Below are 22029 nucleotides of genomic sequence, written 5' to 3' on the forward strand. Positions count from 1 at the left end.
ACTGGCACGTATGGACTTCGACGCTGACCTGTTAGACGGATTCCCCGTCACGTCATACACCACTGTGAAAGGTGATGCGACCGCGGAAATTGAAATCAAGAAGTCACGCTTCATTGGCCGCGTCGCCCACGTTGAAAGCGAACGCGCCGCCCGCGACATCATTGAGCAGGAAAAGTCGAAGCACCCGAAAGCTCGGCACTGGTGTACCGCGTTCGTCCTGGACCCGGATGCGCGCACGCAACGGTGCAACGACGACGGGGAGCCGTCTGGCACGGCGGGAACTCCTATGCTCGACGTGCTCACCGGGAACCAGCTCACCTTCGTGGTTGCGGTGGTGACCCGGTATTTTGGTGGCACCCTGCTGGGAGCGGGAGGTTTGGTGCGTGCGTACGGGGCGGCGACCTCGGCGGCGTTGGAAGGACTTACCCAGGTGACCCGCCAGTTGGTCGTGCCGGTCACGGTGACCTTGGATTATGCCCAGGCCGAGGTGGCAAAGGCAAAGTGCGAACAGCACGGCTGGGCGGTGATCGACGCGCAATATGCGCAAGGAGTGACGCTGACGCTGGGAGTGGCTCCCGCTAATCTCGATGAGATGGACGCAGTGTTTGCCGACATTTCTGCCGGTCAGGCACATGCGGTGGCCGGCGAACCGACGTACGCGTAAGCGGGGATTCGTAGCTGCGTGGGTGGTTAGTCGAGGGCTGCGATCCGGTCGACACGGGCGTCGGTGATCATGATGAGATCGGTGGGGCGAATTTCGATTTCCAAACCACGCTTGCCTGCGGACACGAAAATTGTTTCGTGGTCATGTGCCGAGTGGTCGATAACAACTGGGCACGAATTCCGTTGTCCAAATGGGCTGATACCGCCGGTAGGGTATCCGGTGCGACGCTCGCTAGTTGCGATTCCAGCGAGCTGAGCTTTTTTACCGCCGGTAGCCTGCGCTAGAAGTTTCAGATCCAGCTGGCCTGAGACTGGGACTAAGGCTGAAAACGGTTCGCCATCGACCATGATGATGAGGGTTTTGAAAACGCGCCCGGATTCCACGCCCAGTTTTTGTGCCGCTTCGGTTCCGTAGCGTCGCACATGTGGGTCGTGTTCAAATTCGTGCACTTGGTACTCAACTCCAGCGAGGTTGAGAACCCGAAGTGCCGGAGTGGCGGTCGTGTGCGATCGAGATGCAATCGACATGTGCGCTGGTACGCCTCCCTGCTCACCGGTTCGAACGCGAAGTTCGTGATTAAAGCTATCCAAGCAACCATAAACGAACGGGTCGGCAAGGAGCCAATTGTAAAGCCCGGATCACGTATTTTTGCAGACTAGTCGTATTTATCTTCAGGGAGCCTGGGAGCGCGTGATTGCGCTAACCCCACCCAAGTTCGTGCAGACGTTCGTCGTCGATTCCGTAGTGGTGCGCGATTTCGTGGACGATCGTGATGTAAATCTGTTCGCGCAGGTCTACTTCATTGAGCGCAAAGTCAACGAGTTGTTCCTTAAACAGGGTGACGGTATCCGGCGGGACAAACCCGTAGTCAGCGCCACGATCTGTGAGCGCGATTCCGTCGTAAACACCCAACATGGGCGGTTCCCCTTCTGGGGATGTGTCCTCAACAAAGATGACCACATTGTCCATGTGTGCCTTCAATTCTTGAGGCATGAGTTCAAGCGCTTCCTCTACGAGCGCGTCGAAGTCCTCATCACCGATCTGTTCCACGCTTGAATCTTACGGAGTTTCACGGTCGAAAAGGCCGGTTTTATCGCGCTCGCGTCGTTGTTTTACACAGGGTGTTTCAGATCACTCCCTGCTCGTTTTGCATTGTGCACCACTTTCAGGCTAAGCTATCCAAGGTCCGAAAGACACCAGGTCGCAATCACGGTTGCGCAAGGTCAATTCGGCAGGCCCCCATCGTCTAGCGGCCTAGGACACCGCCCTTTCACGGCGGCGGCACGGGTTCAAATCCCGTTGGGGGTACGCAGTGGAAAAACTCCATGCATATCAGGCCCTGTGGCGCAGTTGGTTAGCGCGCCGCCCTGTCACGGCGGAGGTCGCGGGTTCGAGTCCCGTCAGGGTCGCGGAGCAACTTGGCTCTTCTGAAAAGAAGAGCCTTTGTTCTATGGTTAGCTAAGCGACCATGGCTCTGTAGCTCAGTTGGTAGAGCGTTCGACTGAAAATCGAAAGGTCACCGGATCGACGCCGGTCGGAGCCACCACATGAAGAGGCCTTGTTACCCAGTCCCACCTGGGAAAACAGGGCCTCTTAACTTTCTCCATGACTCCCCGCTTTGACGGAAGCCACCCACAGAACATAGCCAAGCCTTTCCTCGCTAGAACACTGACACCTCGGGCGCCTAAAGTAAACATATGGCAGAGATCAAGGACAACGGGCCTAACCCGTACGCAGTCAACATTGAAGAAGTCACCCTAGAAAACGAAAACTTCCGCACTGCCCTGTGGACCGGCGAGGAATTCCAGGTCACTCTCATGGAAATCCCCGTCGGTGGCGACGTAGGACTTGAAGTCCACACCGAAAACGACCAGTTCCTGCGCCTCGAACAGGGCAAAGGACTCGCAAAGATGGGCCCGGCTAAGGACAACTTCACATTTGAACAGGAAGTGTCAGCCGACTGGGCCGTCATCGTGCCCAAGGGCGTATGGCACAACATCGTCAACATCGGCGACGAGCCCATGAAGCTGTACAGCATCTACGCTCCTGCCCACCACCCGCACGGCACGGTACACAAGACGCAGGCAGAAGCAGAAGAAGCTGAAGCCCACGAACACTGAGTTACGCCCGACACCCAGGTAACCGGTTTCTAACCCGCCGAGGTCGTTCCCACCTTGCACTGTCAAGAAGGGAACGACCTCGGGCATGTTTTCTGCCACCACTAACCTCCTCCAAAGGACAACCGCTGTGAGCACAACCGACAAACTGTATTCAGCACTCATGAAACGTGACGCTGAAGCGGACCTGCCTGCACTTGAACGCTCACAAGTCGCATCGAACGGGCTCAAGCTCATCACGGCCAACGCCCTGCAGTCCTCCGGCGACCAAACGGTCAACGCGTCGACCGTGTTGCCGTGGCTATTTTCAGCCTTGGGTGTGCCGCCGGCGCTGGCGGGGCTTCTGGTACCGATTCGCGAGTCCGGCTCGATGCTTCCGCAAGCAGCGCTCACTCCCCTGGTGGTGAAGGCGCGCTACCGCAAACACGTGTTCGTAGCCGGCGCACTCACGCAGGCGGCCTCGGTGGCGGTGATGACGGGTGTTGCCGTTTTCGCTTCCGGGCTTGTAGCCGGGCTCATCATCATTGCCGCACTGGCCGTATTCGCAAGTGGACGGTGCCTGTGCTCTATTGCATCTAAGGACGTGCAAGGTCGCACGATCCCCAAAGGCGAGCGCGGCCAGATCAATGGTTTGGCCACCACTGTCGCCGGGTTCGTGGCGATCACCTTGGGCCTTGCAATTCGTGTGTGGGGTGGCGACGACCTCACACCGCAAACACTTGCCTGGATTCTGGGCTTAGGGGCGGCCCTGTGGGTGGCGGTAGCCGCCGTGTACATCACCATCGATGAACCAAGCGATGCAGAGTCATCAAAGCCCGCTTCCGCAGTGTCCGCTCAGAACCCCAATAAACCAAACTGGTTCAAAGAAACGATCGACCTTTTACGAACCGACCGGCTGTTCCGCCATTTCGTCACGGTACGCTCACTGCTCCTAGTTTCCTCCCTGAGCCCACCGTTCGTCGTCATGCTTTCGGTGCAGTCGGGCGCATCCGGCCTCACTGGCCTGGGCGGGTTCGTCATCGCGTCTGGACTGGCTTCGCTCCTGGGTGGCCGGATCTTTGGCAGATTCGCAGACGCATCAAGCAAACGGCTCATGAACATAGGTGCAGGAATCGCGTCCGCGATCATTGTGGTTACTATCCTGGTCGCGTCCATCCCTGTCCTGAAAGATCAGCACACGCTCATCAGCGTGATGTTCGTGGTGGCGTATTTTCTCATCACCCTCATGCACACAGGTGTCCGCGTAGGACGTAAAACATATGTGGTGGATATGGCCGAAGGTGATAAGCGCACAACCTACGTGGCGGTGTCCAACTCGGCCATGGGATTCATGCTGCTGATCGTAGGTGGAATCAGCTCTGCATTGGCCACAATCCACGTGTTCTATGCGCTAGGTTTCCTCGCGATCATGGGGTTGGTGGGCGTCTTTACCGGTGCCAAACTGCCCGATGTTTCGCGCAAGCAATAGGCCCACAAGACGCCGCCCCACGCTCCCCGGCCCTAAGCGTTTCTCACTGCGACACACTATTGCATCACCTCAGCGTGTGACTTATATTACAAACAGGTCAGTAAACAGTGACTAACTGAAACAACACTCACGCGTTGCACGCAAAGGAGCGCCAATGACGTCGGCCCAACTCTCCTACTCCTCCGGACCTTCATCAGCACCCCTCTTAGGTGACACGATCGACGGGCACTTCCAAAAACTGGTCGCATCCGACCCACAAGCCATCGCCCTGATCGACCACCCCACTGGGCGCACATACACATACGAGCAGCTCAACGAACAAGCCAACTTCTTGGCATACGGGCTAATCGAGCGTGGCATCAAGAAGGGCGACCGCGTAGGAATTTGGGCCCAGAACCTCCCCGAATGGGTCATCGTCATGTACGCATGCGCCAAACTGGGCGCAATTCTGGTCAACATCAACCCTGCATACCGTGCCCACGAACTTGAATACGTGGTCAAACAGTCCGGCATGACCATGCTCATCAGCCAAATCTCGGCACCCCCACACTCCGACTTCGTGGCCATTGCCCGGGAAGTCAACACCCAGGTGCCCAGCCTCCAACTCGTCTACATCGACACGCCAAACCCCAACCAAAACCCGGAAGCCACCTCGGAACCCACCCCACACACCCACACCGAACACACCCTCAACCCAACAGAACTCCTCTCCACCCTGTTGACGCGAGGCAGTGAACTCGCGCAGACCTCGGGCGCCAAAATGGCCCAGCGCCTCGAAGCGATCTCCCACGAACTCAACGCCGACGACCCCATCAACCTGCAGTACACCTCGGGAACCACCGGATTCCCCAAAGGCGTGACCCTGACCCACCACAACCTGCTCAACAACGGGTACTTCATCGGTGAGTTGCTCAGCTACACGCCGGCCGACCGCGTGTGCCTCCCCGTGCCGTTCTTCCACTGCTTTGGCATGGTGATCGGGATCCTCGCCGCCTACTCGCACGGCTCCAGCGCCATCATCCCCAACCCCGGGTTCAACCCGCAGAAGACCCTGGAGGCCGTCACCGCCCACAAGGCCACCTCGCTGTACGGCGTGCCCACAATGTTCATCGCGGAACTGGAGTTAGAAGACTTTGGCGAGTACGACCTCGGCACCCTGCGCACGGGCGTGATGGCCGGCTCCACGTGCCCAGTGGAGGTCATGAACAAGGTCATTGATCGGATGAATATGGCCGAGGTGGCAATCTGTTACGGAATGACCGAAACTTCCCCTGTGTCCACCATGACGCGTGCAGACGATTCGATTGAGCGTCGCACGCAGACCGTTGGCCGCGTCATGCCGCACGTGGAGGTGAAGGTGGCTGACCCTGTCACCGGGCTGCCGTTGCCTCGTGGACAAAAAGGTGAGCTGTGTACGCGCGGGTACTCGGTGATGCGCGGGTACTGGAACGAACCAGACAAGACTGCTGAAGCGATCGACGACGCTGGGTGGATGCATACGGGCGACTTGGCGATCATGGACGAGGACGGCTACCTGGATATCTCCGGCCGCATTAAGGACATGGTCATTCGCGGTGGCGAAAACATTTACCCGCGTGAGATCGAAGAGTTCCTCTACACGCACCCCGCAATTCGCGATGTTCAGGTGGTGGGTGTGCCCGATTCCACGTACGGCGAAGAACTCCTGGCATGGGTGATCTTGCGCGACCCCAATGGCACGTTGACCGCCGAGGACGTCAAGGCTTTCGCTAAAGGGAAACTCGCGCACTACAAGATTCCGCGATATGTGGAAGTGCGGACAGATTTCCCCATGACGGTGTCCGGGAAGATCCGCAAGGTTGAGTTGCGCGCCGAGGGCGCACAACTCATTGAGGCTAAGTAGCGCTCGGTGGCGCCCCGGGATTGGCCAGGGCGCCCCGGTTGGGTTAGCGGCGCTGCCCGTTGTTAGCGGGCACAGTCGCTGGTGCAGGTGCCGGGGCGGGTGCTGCCACACGCGCAATGTTGTTCGCGGTGTTGAACACTTTTTGCACGTAGTCGTCTGAGTCGTTGTATGAGCGAATCGCCTTATCCCAACCGACCGACGATCCCACGTTCCCTGACTTGCACAGATATGCCACTGCGGTCACGGTAGCGTCGTCGATGTTGTTGGGGTCGGCGCGCTTGTCACCGTTCCCATCCTTGGCCATGCTTCGCCATGTCTGTGGCAAGAACTGCATGGGACCAACGGCGCGGTCGAATTCGGTGTCGCCGTCGAGACTCCCGTTGTCCGTGTCCTCGATCCGCTTGAATCCCTGACCGTTCAGCTGGGGACCCAGAATGTCCTTGTCAGCGTTGCCGTCATCTTTAATCTTGGCTCCGCCCAAGCGACCGTGGTTTGACTCAACCGCACCGATCGCGGCCAGCGTGTTCCAATTGAGGTTGCACGACGGGTGTTCGCGGCCGCCCCACAGCGTGGCCCCAACATAGGCCTGCAGAACGCGACGCGGGATGTTGGTTTTCTTCGATGTTTCGTCGAGCCAGTCCAGCGACAGGTTTGCTTTAGCAACAGCAGCGGGGTCCGCTGTTGGTGTCGAAGTTGGGTCATCACCCGATTCGCCCAGCGAATCTGCCGATGGCACAGGCGCAGGGTCTGGGGCTTGCGGTGACGCAGCCTGACTGCTCTCGGGCTGGAGGGACAGCTTGGTAATCACAACACCGGATCCCACCAGGAGGCCCAGAGCCAGGAGTCCCGCTAACGCAACGAACACTTTCGAGCCGGTGCCCATCAGTACCTCCTGCTGTTCAGTACGACCATGACGATGAAGCCAATCAGAATGGCGGCAAGAACGATTCCTGCGATGGAAATGGTCCACCACTCGTCGCCCAGTTGCCCTTTCACCTGGTCAATGTTCTTCTCGTGAGGCTTTGCCTCGGTCTGTTCAGGCTCATCGTCGGATGGCTGGAGCAGGTTCTGCTGCACAGCACTTCCGGCGCACGAGCTCAAGATGTTTGAAGTGACCAGCGACCGGGCAGTGTCTACCGTGTCACCCACGGCGAACTTCATTTTGTATCCCTTTGAGCCCACCTTGAGTTCAAGTTCGTATTCGCCCACCTTGTTGAAACCAAACGTGAGCGCACCGCTTTCGCGTGGGGCGAGTTTGCCGGTGTCGCCGTCACTGAGCCCAGGGCCGTCACTTTCGGGTCCGAACACAATCGCGTCACCAGGGCCACTGATCTGGTGCATGCTGATTTCGACTTCGTCCTTACTTGCCGAGGTGTTCCACTCGAAGGACGGGGCGCTGGCACCAGCCCCACCGGTTGCCCAGTATGTTCCCTGCGGGTCCACGAAGTCGGCGATTCCGGCCTGCGCAGTACGGGTTGCGGATTGGGAGACCACCGAGGTCGAATCAGCTGGGACCGACCGGTTACCCTTGCGGTTGCTCACCTTGATGTCATCTGCAACGTGGAAGATGAAGTTTCCAGAGCGGAGCTGCTGCTGGCCCTTGATATCAGCCGGGCACATTTTCACGCCGGATGGCGCGCGCACGATCTTGACGTTGGGGTCCGCTGTGGGTGTTGCCGAGGCCCCGTTTGTGGCGCCATCGGTTGCGCCGTCCGTGGCTCCATCCGTCGCTTCGTCTGTTGCTTCGTCTCCAGACTCGACCGTTGCGGACTCCGTTGGTTCTGGCGTTTCTTTCGCCTTGGTTGGCGTGGATGTCGCAGTTGGAGTCGCCGAGGTCGTTGGAGTTTCCGTTGCCTTAGGCGTGGGCTTCTCTTCCTTCACGAACGGTGCTGTGATGGGGAATCGAAGTCCCGAGTTATTAAACAGTGCGGACTGTTTGCAGTCGACCGATGCTGGGTCGGCTCCACCTACTACGAATTTGAGGATCGCATGGAAGTCTTTCCACTCATCTGGAGCGCCTTCCTGAGTGATGCCGCGGGTTCCGTAGCCTACGCAGTACACCCCTGGCTTGCTGAACTTCCAGGTGGCGAATAGGTCGCGCGAGGCGTTGGCGCGGTGGCGTACCTTGCTGACCGTGTTGCGTCGCAGTTCGAGCGATCCAGCCCATTCTTTGGGTTCAGTGGGCTTGCTACCGGGCTTATCGCCTGGCTTGGGCTCGTCTTTGACGGGCTTTTTGGTGTGGGGGTTGACCGTACCGTTGCGGTAGTGAGCCGTTGCACCTTCAGGCGCGTCGATGAGGTTGAACTGGAACTGTTGCATAGGTGCAGCTCCGCCAAAGGTGAATCCCAGGTCGCTCGTGTCCTTTTCGACCTTGTAGTACGGCTCGTTGGTAGTGGGGTCACTTGCATTTGGTGGATCAAGTTCCACCATGTCTGCGTCGTTGAAGTTTACCGATGGCTTATTCTTGGCGTCGCAGTCCACAGTGATGTCCTGGGCTGCCTTCTTCCAATCTTTCCCAACCACAACGGTCAAGTTGTTGGTTTTCTGGGTGAGTGTGGGGACAGTCGCGGGGAACGAGTTGCCCAACTGGAATGTTTCACGCATGTGGGAAACCGTCACAGCGACGCAGAACACGGAAACGTCCGGTTCCTCTGAACCTGGCACTTCAGGGGTAGGTTCCGTTCCGGGCGTCTCCGTATCACTCGGTGTTGTCTGGTCACCCGGTGTCGGGGTTTCGCTTGGCGTTGGGTCGTTGCCAGCCGGGCCGGTCGGGGTCTGGGTCGGCGTTGCCGTCGCCTCGTTGGCGGCGATTGTTCCGCCAGGCGTGGCGTTCTGTGAGGGGGCTGCGGACGCGTTCGCACTGGGTTGCGCACTCTGGGTGGGGGTGTGTTCAGGTGCCACCGAGGTCGTTGGAGTTGGCTTGGTTTCAGGCGTTTCCCTGAAATCTTCTACAGGTCTGAGTTCCCACGAGAGCGGGTACTTGTGGTCGACATCGAAGGCACGGGAGTTGCTTGCGCTGATAGACGAGTAGGTAGAAACTTTGTGCTTCGTTGCGCTCGAGGTGATGTCCACGCGCGCACCGGCTTTCTTCTCACCGTTAGGCTCCACGACTTTGGCGCCTGTGACGGACACGCTCACCGGTTGGTCTTGGGGTTTGAGGTCGTGGGGGCGAATAACCGAGTCGAAGGTTCCGTCCTCGGTTCCAATAATGACGTCACTTGTGGGCAAGACCTTGTCCTGGCCACGCGGGTCATCGATAGCAAGGCCGTCCTCGCCGACCCTCAATGAGGGCCGGTCGAGGAGCTTGCGGTCCTTTGCACTGGCCGCCGGTTGCGCGTCCGACCGTTCGTTAGAAACGATCGTGGGCGCCGCCTCGACAAAGTGTCCAGGCATGATGACTAGTGCAAGTACCGCGGCCGCTACTGTGGGGATTGCGCCGGGCACTCGCGGACTGCGTAACATCCGCACGAGTATTCTCCTGAGGGGGTATGTGCCGTTTAAATGGCCAAAACTGAGTAGACCATACAAAAGTTAACACACAGAAAACTCGCCGTTACGTCTAAACGTCCGTTAAGCTCCCCACCTGCGGTAATACGAAATCTGAAGTACCATCAATCTGCAAGCCAACTTGTTCTACATCACACCTCAGATACCTACGACTCCATGAGCCGAGAACGAATGAGGAAGCGCTTTCCAGTAGGCGACTCAACTGAAAAACCAGAACCGCGTCCTGTCACCACGTCCACGGTGATGTGAGTGTGCTTCCAATACTCGAACTGTGCTTTAGACATCCAGAATTCGCATTGCGCCACAGAATCCGCAACACCAGGCAAGATGAAAACACCCAACAGCACATCGCTGGTCCCGGTAATGAACTCCCCTGCCGGGTAGCACATGGGAGCCGAACCGTCACAACATCCGCCGGACTGGTGAAACATCAGTGGCCCGTGAACGCCCACCAGTTCGACCAACAGGTCCACAGCTTCCTGGGTGAGAGCCACCCTGGAGTGACTTTCACCCGGGGGCGCCGGCGCCTCTAGTACCGGCGCCCCCGCTTGCATGTCACTCATTAGAACAGACCAGTGGGCTGTTCGGAGTAGCTCACCAGCAAGTTCTTTGTCTGCTGGTAGTGGCTCAGCATCATGAGGTGGTTCTCACGGCCAATACCGGAATTCTTGTATCCACCGAACGCTGCATGCGCTGGATACGTGTGGTAGTTGTTCACCCACACGCGCCCAGCCTGGATTTCGCGGCCAGCTCGGTAAGCCGTGTTGGTGTTACGGCTCCACACACCTGACCCAAGACCATACAGCGTGTCATTCGCAATGCTCAGCGCTTCGTCGTAGTCCTTGAACGAAGTCAGCGCGAGCACAGGACCAAAGATCTCCTCTTGGAAGATGCGCATGGTGTTAGTCCCGCGGAACACGGTGGGCTGAACGTAGAAGCCACCGGCCAGATCGCCGTCAAGGTGAGCTTGCTCGCCACCGATGAGCACCTCGGCCCCTTCTTCCTTACCAATAGCCAGATACGACAGGATCTTTTCCAGCTGATCGTTGGACGCCTGCGCACCTACCATGGTGTTCGTATCCAGCGGGTTGCCTTGCACGAACTTCTTGACGCGCTCGATACCTGCTTCGACGAATTCGTCGAAAATGCTTTCCTGCACCAGGGCGCGCGAAGGGCACGTACACACTTCACCCTGGTTGAGCCCGAACATGGCAAGACCTTCCACCGCCTTGTTGTAGAAGTCGTCTTTTTGCTGGGCCACGTCTTCGAAGAAGATGTTGGGGCTCTTGCCACCCAGCTCCAGAGTGATAGGGATGAGGTTTTGCGAGGCGTACTGCATGATAAGGCGCCCAGTGGTGGTTTCGCCGGTGAAGGCTACCTTGGCGATGCGCGGGTTGGAGGCCAGCGGCTTACCGCATTCGACGCCGAAACCGTTGACCACGTTGACCACACCGGGTGGCAGAAGGTCGCCCACGATTTCCATGAGAACCATGATGGAGGCCGGGGTCTGCTCAGCCGGCTTGAGCACAACTGCGTTGCCGGCGGCCAACGCTGGGGCGAGTTTCCAGATGGCCATGAGGATCGGGAAGTTCCACGGGATGATCTGGCCTACAACGCCCAAGGGTTCGTGGAAGTGGTAGGCGACGGTGTCTTCGTCGAGCTGGGATAGGTGGCCTTCTTGCGTGCGGATCGCCGAGGCGAAGTAACGCAGGTGGTCAGCGGCCAGAGGGATGTCGGCGGCGAGGGTTTCGCGGATTGGCTTGCCGTTGTCCCAGGTTTCAGCAACGGCGATCTTTTCGAGGTTCTCGTCGATGCGGTCGGCCATTGCATGCAAGATTGCCGCGCGTTCTGCCGGGCTGGTTTTGCCCCACGCGGGCGCTGCTTTGTGAGCTGCGTCGAGGGCGAGCTCAACGTCGTCGGCGTTTGATTGGGCGGCTTCGCAAAAGACTTTTCCGGTGACGGGAGTGACGTTTTCGAAGTATTTTCCAGATTTGGGGGCGACCCATTCGCCACCAATGTAGTTGTCATAGCGAGAGCGGAACTCGACTTTCGCTCCCTCGGTTCCTGGCTGAGCGTAAACGGTCATGATACTCCTCGTTGAGTGTGCTTCCGCCTCCTTTTCTGGGGGCTTGTACGCACTCTAAAGGGAGACCAATGACTGATCAATCGTTAAGTTTAATGTGGACTGGGGTGTGGCGAGCGGTCTAGTCGCGACCGTTCTACGCCACTTGCCAATCAATCTGGCTGCCCTTTTTAAAGACGGTGATGGGAATGGGGTTTTCGAGCGTGAACTCATACGATCCGCCATTCGCGATCGTCTTTTCAGCCCGGTCTTTTTGCGTTGGGTCAGAAATCTTGAGGGGCGCTACACCGTTTTTGGGATTGTGGCCCAGATTGTAGCGACCGTGATCAACAAACTGCTTGCGCACTTTGTCTACCATCGTCAGGTTGTATGCCGGTGGTTGTGTAATTGAGTGCGTCCGCCCGTCCTCGAAGTACTCAATATGGAGTGCAAGGTAGGGTTCTTTCCCCATGGTGTCCGAGGTGGCAACACGCTTAGCTGTCACGGTTGCCCCGGTGATGCGGCCGGGGAGACCACCAGTGCGGAACACTCTCTTTGTGCCCTTGCGCATTCGGGTGATCATGAACATTCCCAGAAAGCCAACTGCCAGTATTGCCAGCATGACAAAGAAGAACCCATACGGAGGTCCGCCCGGTGGAAAGAAGTGTGAATCAAACATTGACGGCGCTCCTTTTAACAAAGGTCCTTCTAACAGGGGTCCTTCTTGCGGGGACCTTGCGATGACACCTCGCACGAACTGACTTTCGTCAGCCTAACGCCCCCAGCACAATGATCACCAGCGTTCCGATGATGAGGTATGGCCCCAGAGCGATCGCGGTTTTCATTGTTGCCTTGCGCATGATCATAAGCACGACTCCCACCGCAAAGCCTAAGAGCATGCCAATGAACGGGCCTAAGAGTAGTGCGAACCAACTGTAGGTTCCCAGCACCGCTCCCATCGACAGGCCTAGCTTCACATCACCAAATCCGAACGCTCCCCCAGCAATGATGAACATAACGAAGAACGCGGCGAACAGGATGAGCATGCCAGCGCCACCGCGCAGGGCTGGCCCCCAGTCACCAGAAACCAACGCTCCCACGACCAGCGCGACCACGCTCGCACCTGCGGCCGGTAGCGTCACTACGTCGGGCAACCTGCGTTCAGCAAAGTCAATCGCGGTCAGGATCGGCGCAACCGCCACAAACACGGATGCAGCATAAGCGCTCGGGTGGTTCCACCCGTATGCAACCAGGGTCACAACGGCCAGTACACCACCGGCGGCGAACAGCGTCACTAGCACCCACCTCGGCGGGTTCCACGTCTCTAACAGTCGGTAACCACGGTCGGTGGGTCCCACCTCGGCGGGGTTCTGGGGTAGGTCTTCATGCCCGAGGTCGTTCTGCGGCGCGCTCACGGTGTCACCGTCTCTTTCTTGGGTTTGCTGATCATGGAGGCGGCCGTGATGACGGCCCCCACGAAAATGGCGTCGATGAGTAGTTCAACGAGCGCGAGTGAGTCACTGGACAGCGTGGCCACCAGGGCAAACGGGATGAGCGGAACGACCGCTCCAAGCATGCCGGCGGGCACCAAGTTGAAGAGGATACGGCGAAGTGGTGCGTCGAGTTCCCACATCCGTTCGGCTGTCATTCTGGTGAGCGCGAAACGCAACAGCAACACCAGCGCAACGAACAGCAGGCGTGTGAATCCTGTTCCCAGGTTGAGCGCGAACATGGGGCCGAGGATCACGGCCGCGACGAACGCGATGATGCTCACCGCCGCGTTCATCAGCAGGGATGCGTAGAAACCTTTTGCGTAGAACATCAGGATTCCTTCTCGCAGCTGACGAATGGTTCAAACTTTGCGTGTGGGAGGTCCAGGTCCGCGGCGTTGACTTCGCGGGCTTCCAGGCCGGCCGTGGATTCTTGCATGAGGGCGTGCTTGGTGAACGCTTCGGCCAGGGTTTCTACGTCCAGGTCCGCCGAGGTGGCAAATGTAGTTTCTGTGACAACACCGGTGTCTCGAGCGCGTTCGCGCATGGCTGCGTACGGGTTGCGGTCGGTTTTGCCTTCCGCCACGTCTTTGTCGAACAGACCGGTTTTTAAGGTGTCGACTTTTGCGCCTTGAACGATTTTTTGGTCCACCAGATCTTGATAGGCCTCCCGGTTAGTGGTTTGTTTGAGATCCAATGTGTAGGACCGGACGACAAAACCGTCACCGTCGGTTTTCACCTCGGTATCAACCGTGGCTCGTTTGAATTCTGAGGCTTTGATGACGCTCAGGTTCCACGCCTCTGAGGCGGGACCAGAAAAGGTGAGTGAATACGGCGAACCGTCGGGGGCTTTCCGCACGTCCGTTCGCAATGCGCCGGTGATTCCCAGAGTGGCGGCTAAGCGGTTCAACGACGGGGTGTCGTCTGTGGGGAGTTCAGTTACTAACGTTTGGGTGGTGTGCTGGTCACGCACGTTTCGGCTGATGATACCTTCGGAGTTTTCGCCAGATGTGAACCTGGTGCCTTCTGCCCACGGTTCGGCAGCTTCTTTTGAGACCAGTCCGATCTTGGCCATGAGTTTGGTGAAGCCTTTGTAAGTCCCGTCAGTGGTGGGACCAACGCCGGCGTCGATCGCGCGGGGCAGGGACGTGGATTCGTCGTATACGAATCGTTTGGCTTGTTCTTGGTCTGAAAACGAGTAGATGTCTACTCCCCCGTGTTCTGTGGGAGTAGAAATTTTGACTGACCCGTTGACCACACCGGCCAGGTGCATGGGGTGTTTCGCAGGCGCCGTGGTGGAAAACGATGTGAGGCTCGATGAGATTGCTTTGTCACGCCCCACGCCTGAACACTGTGGCATTGAGCCCACGCTTGTCGAACAGCCCTCACCGGAACACAGGCCGTCAGCCAACGCGTATCCCAGGGGGCGGGCTACAGGTGTGGCAATAATGGCGACGCCGGTGAGGATCGACAGCATGATGGTGCGCTGTTTGCGCAGGCGACGCGGGTCACGCGCTTTAGCCTTGCGGTTCCGGTGGCGCGTTGAGGGCAGTTTCAGTTTCATGGCTTTCGCACTTTATGTGGGGATTTTGGGGTACGGGGGCTATGTTTCTTCTGCCAGGATAATACGAACACCCTGGTGGATGCCCCACTGGTCCAAAAGTCCGGGGTTGGCTTCGAGCACAGCATAAGCGTTACGGACGGGCATGTGCATGGTCCATGGTTTGAGGTTTTTCACTGTGAGCACCTGACCGTCCTTGTCGATGTACGCCACTTCGAGTGGGCGGTTGAACCCGATCGAGTGGACGGAGCTACACGGAACGATCATGAGCGCTGGGGCGTCGCTGAAGAACAAGCCACGCAGGCGACGGAGCGCGGTCCCGGCAAGTTTGACCGTGAATTCGGTGCCGTGGGGAGTCGTAAGGCAAACTTCGCGGGCTTTTTTGTTGAGGTTTTTCATACGTGTTCTAACCTTGTGCGGTAGGTGATGGCCGAGGTGTCGCGGAGTTGGGTGCGCCCGCGGACTGGGTGCGGTTAAATTCCAGTTGCGACTTGTCGCCTACGCGTAGCGTGAGTGTGTTAGAAGTGATTCCTTTTTTAGGGAAGTACGCATACATTTCTACGGCTTCGCCACGAGCTTTACTTTCATCTGTAGGGCGGACTGACTGCGAGCACAAGCAGTCAAATGATCCAGCCGTCACCGACCGAGCCAAAAGGTTGTTTGACTTGTCCCACAGTTGAGTGTCAGCAAACGATGGCGTATCACGAAGGGGATTCACTAGGTTCAAACCAAACGGAACGACTTCTTCATCAGAAGAGACATGCGAAAACGCGTTGTCGATGTCTTGACCGGATGCTGTTCTAACGGCAAATGTCAGTTTCAAGAACTCGCCTTGCTCCTGGATATCGTTAACGTCTAGTTGCATTTCTGGAGTGTTGCTACCCTTGGGCGTTGGAACGATACCGCTGGCTAGAGCATCAGTGGAGTCTCCCGGCTTCATCTTTTCCAAGTCAGAGATCTTCTTACCAGTATCTACGTTCGGATCGATGTCACCTTGGGGCTTATAACTGAACGACACCCTTCGGTTCTTCGCTTGGTTCTTCTTAATAGCGTCACCGCTGGCTGTCCGGTTCGGAAGAATGGGCTGTGATTCTCCAAAGCCCTTCGTCTCAAAGGTTATTCCCGAACCACCCACCTTTGGTTCTAGAACTTTCTTGACTGATTCGGCGCGTCTATTCGACAGGTCAACATTGTATTTTTCGTCGCCTTCATCGTCGGTGTGGCCCTCAATGGTAACTTTTTGCCCAGCAGCCGATTTCTTCAGCTCATTAGCGATACCGTTGATCAATTTTGAATCGGAATCTTTCACCTTGTCTGAGTCGAAATCAAACAAAACATCGGAACTCACATTCAAAGCCGAAGAGTCACCCCGGTCAGACACCGACGTGTCGGTAACTGACTCAGTAACGAGACTCATGGGAAGTCGCTGTTCAAGAATCGCTCCGCCACCGTATGGGTTAGATAGGTCTTGTTGATTGAACCAGCGAAAGTTCACTTTCGCTAGTTCAGGGACTTTGAAGTGCTTTCCTTGACTCATGGGAACGCTGTCAAGAAATGCCGCATTGTCGCCAAATGAGATGCCAACTGAATCAGACTTTGGAGCTGGAAAATCTGCATAAAATAGCGATACTTCTTCAGGCTTTTGGGTTACATCTTCGGTGACCGAGGGAATGTTTGAACATGCGCACTTTGCGGAATATTTTTGAAACTCATCGTCTCCCCCTTCTTTAGGGTTTGGATCATTTTTAAATTCATCTGAAAACAGGTCGTCACTAGTTTCGTAAGGAATAAGCACTTTCTCATCGCCAAAGTCCGCGAGTCGAATATGTGGCATCTCTAACCCGTTTCCATATGCGGTCTGCAACTCAGACCCTTTTAGGTGTTTGCCTTCTATGGGTGGTAGCCACGCCGCAACCATTCGCGCAGATTTTCCATCAGAGTCTAGCGACACCACTTCTAATCGCGCTTTCGCTAAACCGTCATCAGTTGGACGTTCGATCACTTTCTTTGCAAGGGGCTCACCCAGTGTGTTTGGGCGCCAAAAACCGTCACTTCCTACCACCTCGGGAGCCGGAGGCTGCTGACCACCACCGCCACCGTCACCATTTCTCCCTATGCCAGGGATGCAACCAGAAAGAACCACAGTGGCAAGGATCACTGTGGCTAGAACATTCAGGCGGGGACGATACAAAGAGGGGACTTTGAGGGGTTTCATACAGGCAAACTATAGCGACGAAGTTGCGACGAGTGCACAAACCGCACATGTCAACAAAGTTAAATCTGTGCCTAGTCCACCCTTACCGCGTTTCACAAAGTCAGGGCGTGTATTCGAGAGAATCACGAATACCATCAATCATTGCCGGTGTTACGCTCGTGCCAATAATTTCGACGCCTGCAACCTTCTCAGACTTACGATTCGACACAAACATCCACGTACCATTGACTGTCGCTTCCTCCTGCGTGGTTGTAAAGGAGGCTTCTACCCCAACATCGGCGTTCTTGACCTCAAGCTTTGACACCTTTTCAGAAGAAAAGTCTTCACCATACGGTCCACCAAACATCGCTTCAGTTTGGATAACGCCCAGTGTCGAGTCAGCTTCCGCAGTACGGCCAAGATCGTCGCTCACGCGAATAACAACCGTAGGGTCAGACGGGTTGTCCGTGAACGACTTCGTCCAACCATCAGTCGGTTCATAGTCAGTCACCTCACTCACCCCATCTGGGAGTTCAAACGTAATCGTGGACCCACCAGCACGATTAGCGTTGCTGTCCTCGGACTGGCTTCCACTTCCGCCCAGCCCGCAGGCTGCCACTAACAGCACTGTTGTCACAAGAAAAATGACTCGCTTAAAAACACTCATAGCTTCAAGGGGTAGAAGTTGGCTCGGAAGTGGAACGGGAAGGTTCACCACTTGGAGCGCCCGACTGTCCGGTCGAACCGTTGCGGTTGAATTCCAGTTGCGACATGCCGCCTACGCGAAGCGTCAGCGTATCGGACGTGATGCCCTTCTTAGGGAAAAACGCAAACATTTCTACAGCTTCGCCACGGGCTTTTTCTTCATCCGTGGGTCGAACTGACCGCGAGCACAGGCAGTCCAGCGGGCCGGCAGTCACCGAGTGAGCCAGCAGGTTGCTCGATTTGTCCCACAGCTGCATGTCGATCGTGGTGGGAATGTCTCGGTAGTGGGTCACAGGGTTGTTTCCAAAGGCCATGTTTCCGTCAATGTTGGCGCCCTGGGTAAAAGCTCGTTCAATGTCTTGCCCAGATGCCGTTCGCAGGTCGAAGGTCACTCTCAAGAGCTCGCCGTACTCCTCAATTTCTTTGATATCTAGTTGCATTTCAGGAGCATCGGTATCTTTCGGTGAAGGAACAATCCCACTAGCTAGGGCATCAGTAGAATCGCCTGGCTTCATCTTTTTCAGGTTGGAGATCCTCTTACCAGTGTCTACGTTGGGGTCGATGTCCTTTTGGGGCTTGTAGCTAAACGAAACCCTGCGGTTCTTCGCCTGGTTCTTCTTGATAGCGTCGCCACTGGCAGTACGGTTTGGAAGAATCGGTTGCGATTCTCCAAAGCCTTTCGTTTCAAACGAAATTCCTGAACCGTCTACCTTCGGTTCCAAGACCTTTTTGACGGATTCAGCTCGACGGTTCGACAGGTCGACGTTGTATTTCTCATCACCTTCATCATCAGTGTGACCTTCAATGGTCACTTTCTGACCAGCAGCTGATTTTTTCAGCTCATCAGCGATACCGTCGATCAGTTTCGAATCGGAGTCTTTAACTTTATCTGAGTCAAAATCAAACAAAACATCTGCGCTCACGTTCAAAGCCGATGAGTCACCCCGGTCAGACACCGAAGTGTCCATGACCGATTCGGTAACAAGACTCATGGGGAAGCGCCTCTCATAAATAGCGCCACCACCGTAAGGGTTAGATAGGTCTTCTTGGTGGGCCCATCGGTAGTCGATGTCCGTCAATTTTGGCACTTCATAGCGCTGGTTTTCGCTGAGCTTCACATCGGTAAGCACGGCAGCGTTATCGCCGAACGAAATTCCGACGGAATCAGAGCTCGGAGTTGGGAAATCGGCGTAGAAAAGCGGAACAGTTTCCGGTTTCTCACCTTGGTATTCCTCGGTATTGGGGATGTTTGAGCATGTGCAATTTGAGTACGCTCTTTGGACTTCGTCCGGTCCTGTTGGCTGGGGGTTGGGTTCGTTTTTGAAGTTGTCGGAGTACTGCAGCTTTTCGCCCTCATAGGACGTTAGAAGCTCCTGGCTATTAAAGTCGAGAAGGCGGATAAATGGCATGTCTGAAACGGTCGCAAGCTCAGTTTGTAGCTCAGATCCCTCAAGGTAGTTACCCTCAACGGGTGGTAGCCACGCCGCGACCATGCGCGCAGATTTACCATCAGAATCCAAAGACACCACTTCAAGCCGAGCCTTCGCCGGACCATCATCAGTAGGACGCTCAACCACCGTCTTAGCAAGAGGCTCACCTAACGTGTTTGGACGCCAAAAACCGTCACTTTCTACCACCTCGGGGGCGGGAGGTTGCTCACCGCCTCCGTCGCCACCCTTACTCTGACCAGGGATACACCCAGTAAGTGCCACCGCAACGATGGCCAAGATAGCCAAAGTTCGCATGCGCACCTGTGAGAAGGAGGGGGAAAGCAAAAGTTTCATACCGTCGAACTAGAACGGCGCCCGTCAGGGTGTGTATTCGAGTGATTCACGGATCCCGTCAATCATTGCGGGAGGTACGCTTGTACCGATTATTTCGACTCCCGCAACTTTCTCGGACTTTCGGTTTGACACGAACATCCACGTGCCATTGACATTCGACTCTTCCTGCTTGGTTTTAAAGGAGGCTTCTACACCAACGTCAGCGTTCTTGACCTCAAGTTTTGACACTTTTTCAGGAGAAAAGTCTTCACCGTACGTTTTGTTAAACATCGCTTCACCACGGATGACGCCCAGTGTCGAGTCAGCTTCAGCTGTACGGCCAAGGTCGTCGCTCACGCGGATAACGACTTTGGGGTCAGACGGGTTGTCCGAGAACGACTTTGTCCAACCATCAGTAGGTTCATAGTCCGGCACTTCGCTCACGCCGTCTGGGAGTTCGAACGAGATCGTGGACGCACCAGCTCGGTTTGAGCTGCTGTCGTCAGTATCATTCGCTTCTCCACCCATGCCACACGCTGACATGAGGAGTACTGCAGACGTTAAAACACTAATGCCAAAAAGCCGTTTCATCGTATTCCTTTTTCACTGGGGATTAAGGGGAGTAGACAACTTGCACTTTACTATCGATTTCCGACGCACCACTTGAATATTGAACCGGCGGCACCTAGTTCGCTAGTTCGCTCTCAACCGAACCGAACCACTCCTTGCGGAAAACGACGACCACTAGCGCCGCTCCAATCGCGCTATCAACGATTGCCTGAAGTGGTGAGAAAATGGCGAACCACCATCCGAAGTAACCGTCACGAACCGCAAGTAACACCACAAGATATACAGACAGCAAGAATGGTGCTAGACAACATGCGACTGCGAGCCTGACAAATCCTCCGTCGCTACGAAATGTTTGGTACAGCGCTGAGGCAACACCAGCGAGAACGGCACAGAGCGCGTACCACCAACTTACGAGCCCATGAGTGAAAACTGAAATCACAAAGTTGGTTGCAAGGAAAGTTGCTGCACCTAACAGCCACGAAACAATTAAGTCTTTCATTGCGAAATCTTTCACTAACGAACTAGTGGTGACCGGGCCTTTCAGCCCAGTTGCCACGCGACAGATTTACATGCTACATGTTTCGTCGGGCACCCAGCGCCCTTGGCCGTTTCCGTCTCGAACATATTTCTCACCGTTAGTGATGTTTGTCGATTCCGACTTTTGTTCATGGGCATACACGATGTAGTCTTCTCTGGACGTGTCAGATTTCACGTCGTAAGTGTTTCGGCGCACATATGAGTCTTCCCTCATAAGTTGCGCCATTGGGCTCAAATCTTCTCCCGCCATATCGCCAGCTTGTGGAAACGCTGACATCAAATACACCATAGGGTCAATTGGGTTGTTTCGGAACTGCTCGGCAATCTCACGTTTCTCTGGCGTATCGATATCAATCGACGTTGTAGTCACATTCATTGTAGAATCGGTTCCCTTACCAGATGGCCCATTACTCTTAGTGAGATCGTTGTTGTAATCGTCTTTCTGCTTCTTACCAATTTGAGTTTCAAGCTTGTTCTGCCCACCGTGTTCCGTAGCGGTGGTGAAAGTAATATTTGTGATGTTGCCGTCGGCGTCAGTCTTGTACGATACAAGACTCTCAGCACCCAAATTTCCACCTACCGACGCTTTAAGTTCCGCCACATCCTTAGCTTTGAGCTTGCCACCAGCTAAAAGCTCTCCATCGATACTTGCCCCATAAGTGTACTTGTGGGTGTCATCACTCGGGTCTTCTTTATTACTTCCACGGTCGTGTTCGTGTTGAGCTTTTCCGCCAAATTCAACACCACCTCCGGCTTCAAAGTCCGCCCCAGGTGTTCCAGTTTTGTCCTTTTTGGCCTTGTCGCCGGCTTTGCCTTCAGCGTGCTTCTCTAAACTAAACTTTCCCTCTGCGCCTAGTGTTAAATTGAACTCGTTGGAGGTCGCGTCTGGTTCACCAGATTTATCATGAAAGATTTGTCCGCCAGGCACGTACTGGTGGCCTGAATTTGCGCGATCCTCAGCCCGCGCAATCGCTGCATCAAGTTCTTTCATTTCGTCAGGTGAAAAGTGCGTCTTACTTCCGTTTGCATATCCACCCGACGCCGTTATCGCGGCATTAAGCCCTTTACCTTTAAGCTTGCCACTCTTAAAGCCGTACACACCCTCCAGCGAGAAGTCGTCCGTTTCGACTAGATCAGCGGAGCCGTCTGCATAATACGTGACTTTGTAACCCTGCCCACTCTTAAAGTTCACGATCTTAGGACCAGCTTCACTTCCATTGCGAGCGGAGTCAGTCGCCACGATGCACTTAGGGGGTTTTGGGGGCGAGCACACTGCCGGACCGTCAAATGGAGTGTTTTTCAATACACCACAAATGATTTTCTCAAGCCCGCTGGTCATATTTGGCGCCATGGGTGCCGCAACAATTCCCGCAATAATAATTGCGGCAATAACGGCTATACCGATGTATTCAATCGTTCCTTGACCAGACTGACGGGCGGGGAATCTTCTGCGATGCATGAGGGGCTCCGTGGGGATAGGGTTATTCGACGGGGGTAATCAAAATATAT

Annotated in this window: 21 protein-coding genes and 3 tRNA genes; 7 read left to right on the forward strand and 17 right to left on the reverse strand. The window is 55.8% G+C overall.

All coding sequences use genetic code 11. The annotated features are described in order from the left end of the window. Positions 1 to 10: 10 nt before the first annotated feature. A complete protein-coding gene (locus tag JOE56_RS04265; RefSeq protein ID WP_204514976.1) occupies positions 11 to 664 on the forward strand; it encodes a YigZ family protein in 654 nt (217 codons plus the stop codon). A gap of 26 nt (positions 665 to 690) precedes the next feature. On the opposite strand, the gene ybaK is transcribed toward JOE56_RS04265, so the two are convergent. Continuing rightward, positions 691 to 1191, reverse strand: coding sequence for a Cys-tRNA(Pro) deacylase (gene ybaK / locus JOE56_RS04270; protein WP_102238992.1), 501 nt, complete (start codon positions 1189 to 1191; stop codon positions 691 to 693). Positions 1192 to 1363: 172 nt separating this feature from the next. Further along, on the reverse strand, positions 1364 to 1714 hold the full coding sequence (locus JOE56_RS04275) for a metallopeptidase family protein (protein WP_102238991.1): 351 nt from the start codon (positions 1712 to 1714) through the stop codon (positions 1364 to 1366). 185 nt (positions 1715 to 1899) lie between these two features. On the opposite strand from JOE56_RS04275, the gene JOE56_RS04280 reads away from it, so the two are divergent. From JOE56_RS04280 to JOE56_RS04305, 6 genes are all read left to right on the forward strand, one after another. After that, positions 1900 to 1972: transfer RNA gene (locus tag JOE56_RS04280), tRNA-Glu, on the forward strand. Positions 1973 to 1999: 27 nt separating this feature from the next. Further along, positions 2000 to 2073 (forward strand) — tRNA-Asp (locus JOE56_RS04285). A 61-nt stretch (positions 2074 to 2134) separates the two neighbouring features. Continuing rightward, positions 2135 to 2210: transfer RNA gene (locus JOE56_RS04290), tRNA-Phe, on the forward strand. A 151-nt stretch (positions 2211 to 2361) separates the two neighbouring features. Then, on the forward strand, positions 2362 to 2784 hold the full coding sequence (locus tag JOE56_RS04295; protein ID WP_204514977.1) for a cupin domain-containing protein: 423 nt from the start codon (positions 2362 to 2364) through the stop codon (positions 2782 to 2784). Positions 2785 to 2911: 127 nt separating this feature from the next. Beyond that, on the forward strand, positions 2912 to 4249 hold the full coding sequence (locus tag JOE56_RS04300) for an MFS transporter (RefSeq protein WP_338028621.1): 1338 nt from the start codon (positions 2912 to 2914) through the stop codon (positions 4247 to 4249). A 154-nt stretch (positions 4250 to 4403) separates the two neighbouring features. Further along, the gene (locus tag JOE56_RS04305; RefSeq protein WP_204514979.1) at positions 4404 to 6131 is read left to right on the forward strand and encodes an AMP-binding protein; all 1728 of its coding nucleotides are present in this window, start codon (positions 4404 to 4406) and stop codon (positions 6129 to 6131) included. Positions 6132 to 6174: 43 nt separating this feature from the next. On the opposite strand, the gene JOE56_RS04310 is transcribed toward JOE56_RS04305, so the two are convergent. The 15 genes from JOE56_RS04310 to JOE56_RS04380 form a co-directional block, all read right to left on the reverse strand. Continuing rightward, entirely contained in the window at positions 6175 to 7014 is an 840-nt protein-coding gene (locus tag JOE56_RS04310; protein WP_204514980.1) for a lytic transglycosylase domain-containing protein, read from the reverse strand. Next, positions 7014 to 9599, reverse strand: a complete 2586-nt coding sequence (locus JOE56_RS04315; protein ID WP_204514981.1) for a hypothetical protein — start codon at positions 9597 to 9599, stop codon at positions 7014 to 7016. The genes JOE56_RS04310 and JOE56_RS04315 overlap by 1 nt, the downstream gene beginning before the upstream one ends. Positions 9600 to 9784: 185 nt before the next feature. Beyond that, positions 9785 to 10201 (reverse strand): DUF779 domain-containing protein, encoded by a 417-nt coding sequence (locus JOE56_RS04320; RefSeq protein ID WP_204514982.1) that lies wholly within the window; start codon positions 10199 to 10201, stop codon positions 9785 to 9787. Further along, entirely contained in the window at positions 10201 to 11724 is a 1524-nt protein-coding gene (gene exaC, locus JOE56_RS04325; protein ID WP_204514983.1) for an acetaldehyde dehydrogenase ExaC, read from the reverse strand. Before exaC ends, JOE56_RS04320 begins: the two co-directional genes overlap by 1 nt. Positions 11725 to 11857: 133 nt before the next feature. Further along, positions 11858 to 12379, reverse strand: coding sequence for a hypothetical protein (locus tag JOE56_RS04330; RefSeq protein WP_204514984.1), 522 nt, complete (start codon positions 12377 to 12379; stop codon positions 11858 to 11860). Positions 12380 to 12467: 88 nt separating this feature from the next. Then, the gene (locus JOE56_RS11220; protein ID WP_204514985.1) at positions 12468 to 13115 is read right to left on the reverse strand and encodes a prepilin peptidase; all 648 of its coding nucleotides are present in this window, start codon (positions 13113 to 13115) and stop codon (positions 12468 to 12470) included. Further along, a complete protein-coding gene (locus JOE56_RS04340) occupies positions 13112 to 13522 on the reverse strand; it encodes a hypothetical protein (RefSeq protein ID WP_204514986.1) in 411 nt (136 codons plus the stop codon). The genes JOE56_RS11220 and JOE56_RS04340 overlap by 4 nt, the downstream gene beginning before the upstream one ends. Next, positions 13522 to 14754 carry a hypothetical protein gene (locus JOE56_RS04345; RefSeq protein ID WP_204514987.1) on the reverse strand — a complete coding sequence of 411 codons (1233 nt, stop codon included), beginning with the start codon at positions 14752 to 14754 and terminating at the stop codon, positions 13522 to 13524. The genes JOE56_RS04340 and JOE56_RS04345 overlap by 1 nt, the downstream gene beginning before the upstream one ends. Positions 14755 to 14793: 39 nt before the next feature. Continuing rightward, complete coding sequence (locus JOE56_RS04350) at positions 14794 to 15150, reverse strand: DUF192 domain-containing protein (protein ID WP_204514988.1); 357 nt, start codon at positions 15148 to 15150, stop codon at positions 14794 to 14796. A gap of 7 nt (positions 15151 to 15157) precedes the next feature. Next, complete coding sequence (locus JOE56_RS04355; protein WP_204514989.1) at positions 15158 to 16966, reverse strand: OmpA family protein; 1809 nt, start codon at positions 16964 to 16966, stop codon at positions 15158 to 15160. 100 nt (positions 16967 to 17066) lie between these two features. Then, on the reverse strand, positions 17067 to 17612 hold the full coding sequence (locus tag JOE56_RS04360; protein WP_204514990.1) for a hypothetical protein: 546 nt from the start codon (positions 17610 to 17612) through the stop codon (positions 17067 to 17069). A 4-nt stretch (positions 17613 to 17616) separates the two neighbouring features. After that, positions 17617 to 19395 carry an OmpA family protein gene (locus tag JOE56_RS04365; protein ID WP_239530363.1) on the reverse strand — a complete coding sequence of 593 codons (1779 nt, stop codon included), beginning with the start codon at positions 19393 to 19395 and terminating at the stop codon, positions 17617 to 17619. A 63-nt stretch (positions 19396 to 19458) separates the two neighbouring features. Continuing rightward, the gene (locus JOE56_RS04370; protein ID WP_204514992.1) at positions 19459 to 20004 is read right to left on the reverse strand and encodes a hypothetical protein; all 546 of its coding nucleotides are present in this window, start codon (positions 20002 to 20004) and stop codon (positions 19459 to 19461) included. 94 nt (positions 20005 to 20098) lie between these two features. Further along, on the reverse strand, positions 20099 to 20482 hold the full coding sequence (locus tag JOE56_RS04375) for a hypothetical protein (protein WP_204514993.1): 384 nt from the start codon (positions 20480 to 20482) through the stop codon (positions 20099 to 20101). Between the two features lie 66 nt (positions 20483 to 20548). After that, positions 20549 to 21979: a hypothetical protein gene (locus JOE56_RS04380; RefSeq protein WP_204514994.1), complete on the reverse strand. Its 1431-nt coding sequence runs from the start codon at positions 21977 to 21979 to the stop codon at positions 20549 to 20551. Positions 21980 to 22029: the final 50 nt, after the last annotated feature.

It is taken from the genome of Brevibacterium paucivorans, from assembly GCF_016907735.1.
GTDB lineage: Bacteria > Actinomycetota > Actinomycetes > Actinomycetales > Brevibacteriaceae > Brevibacterium > Brevibacterium paucivorans.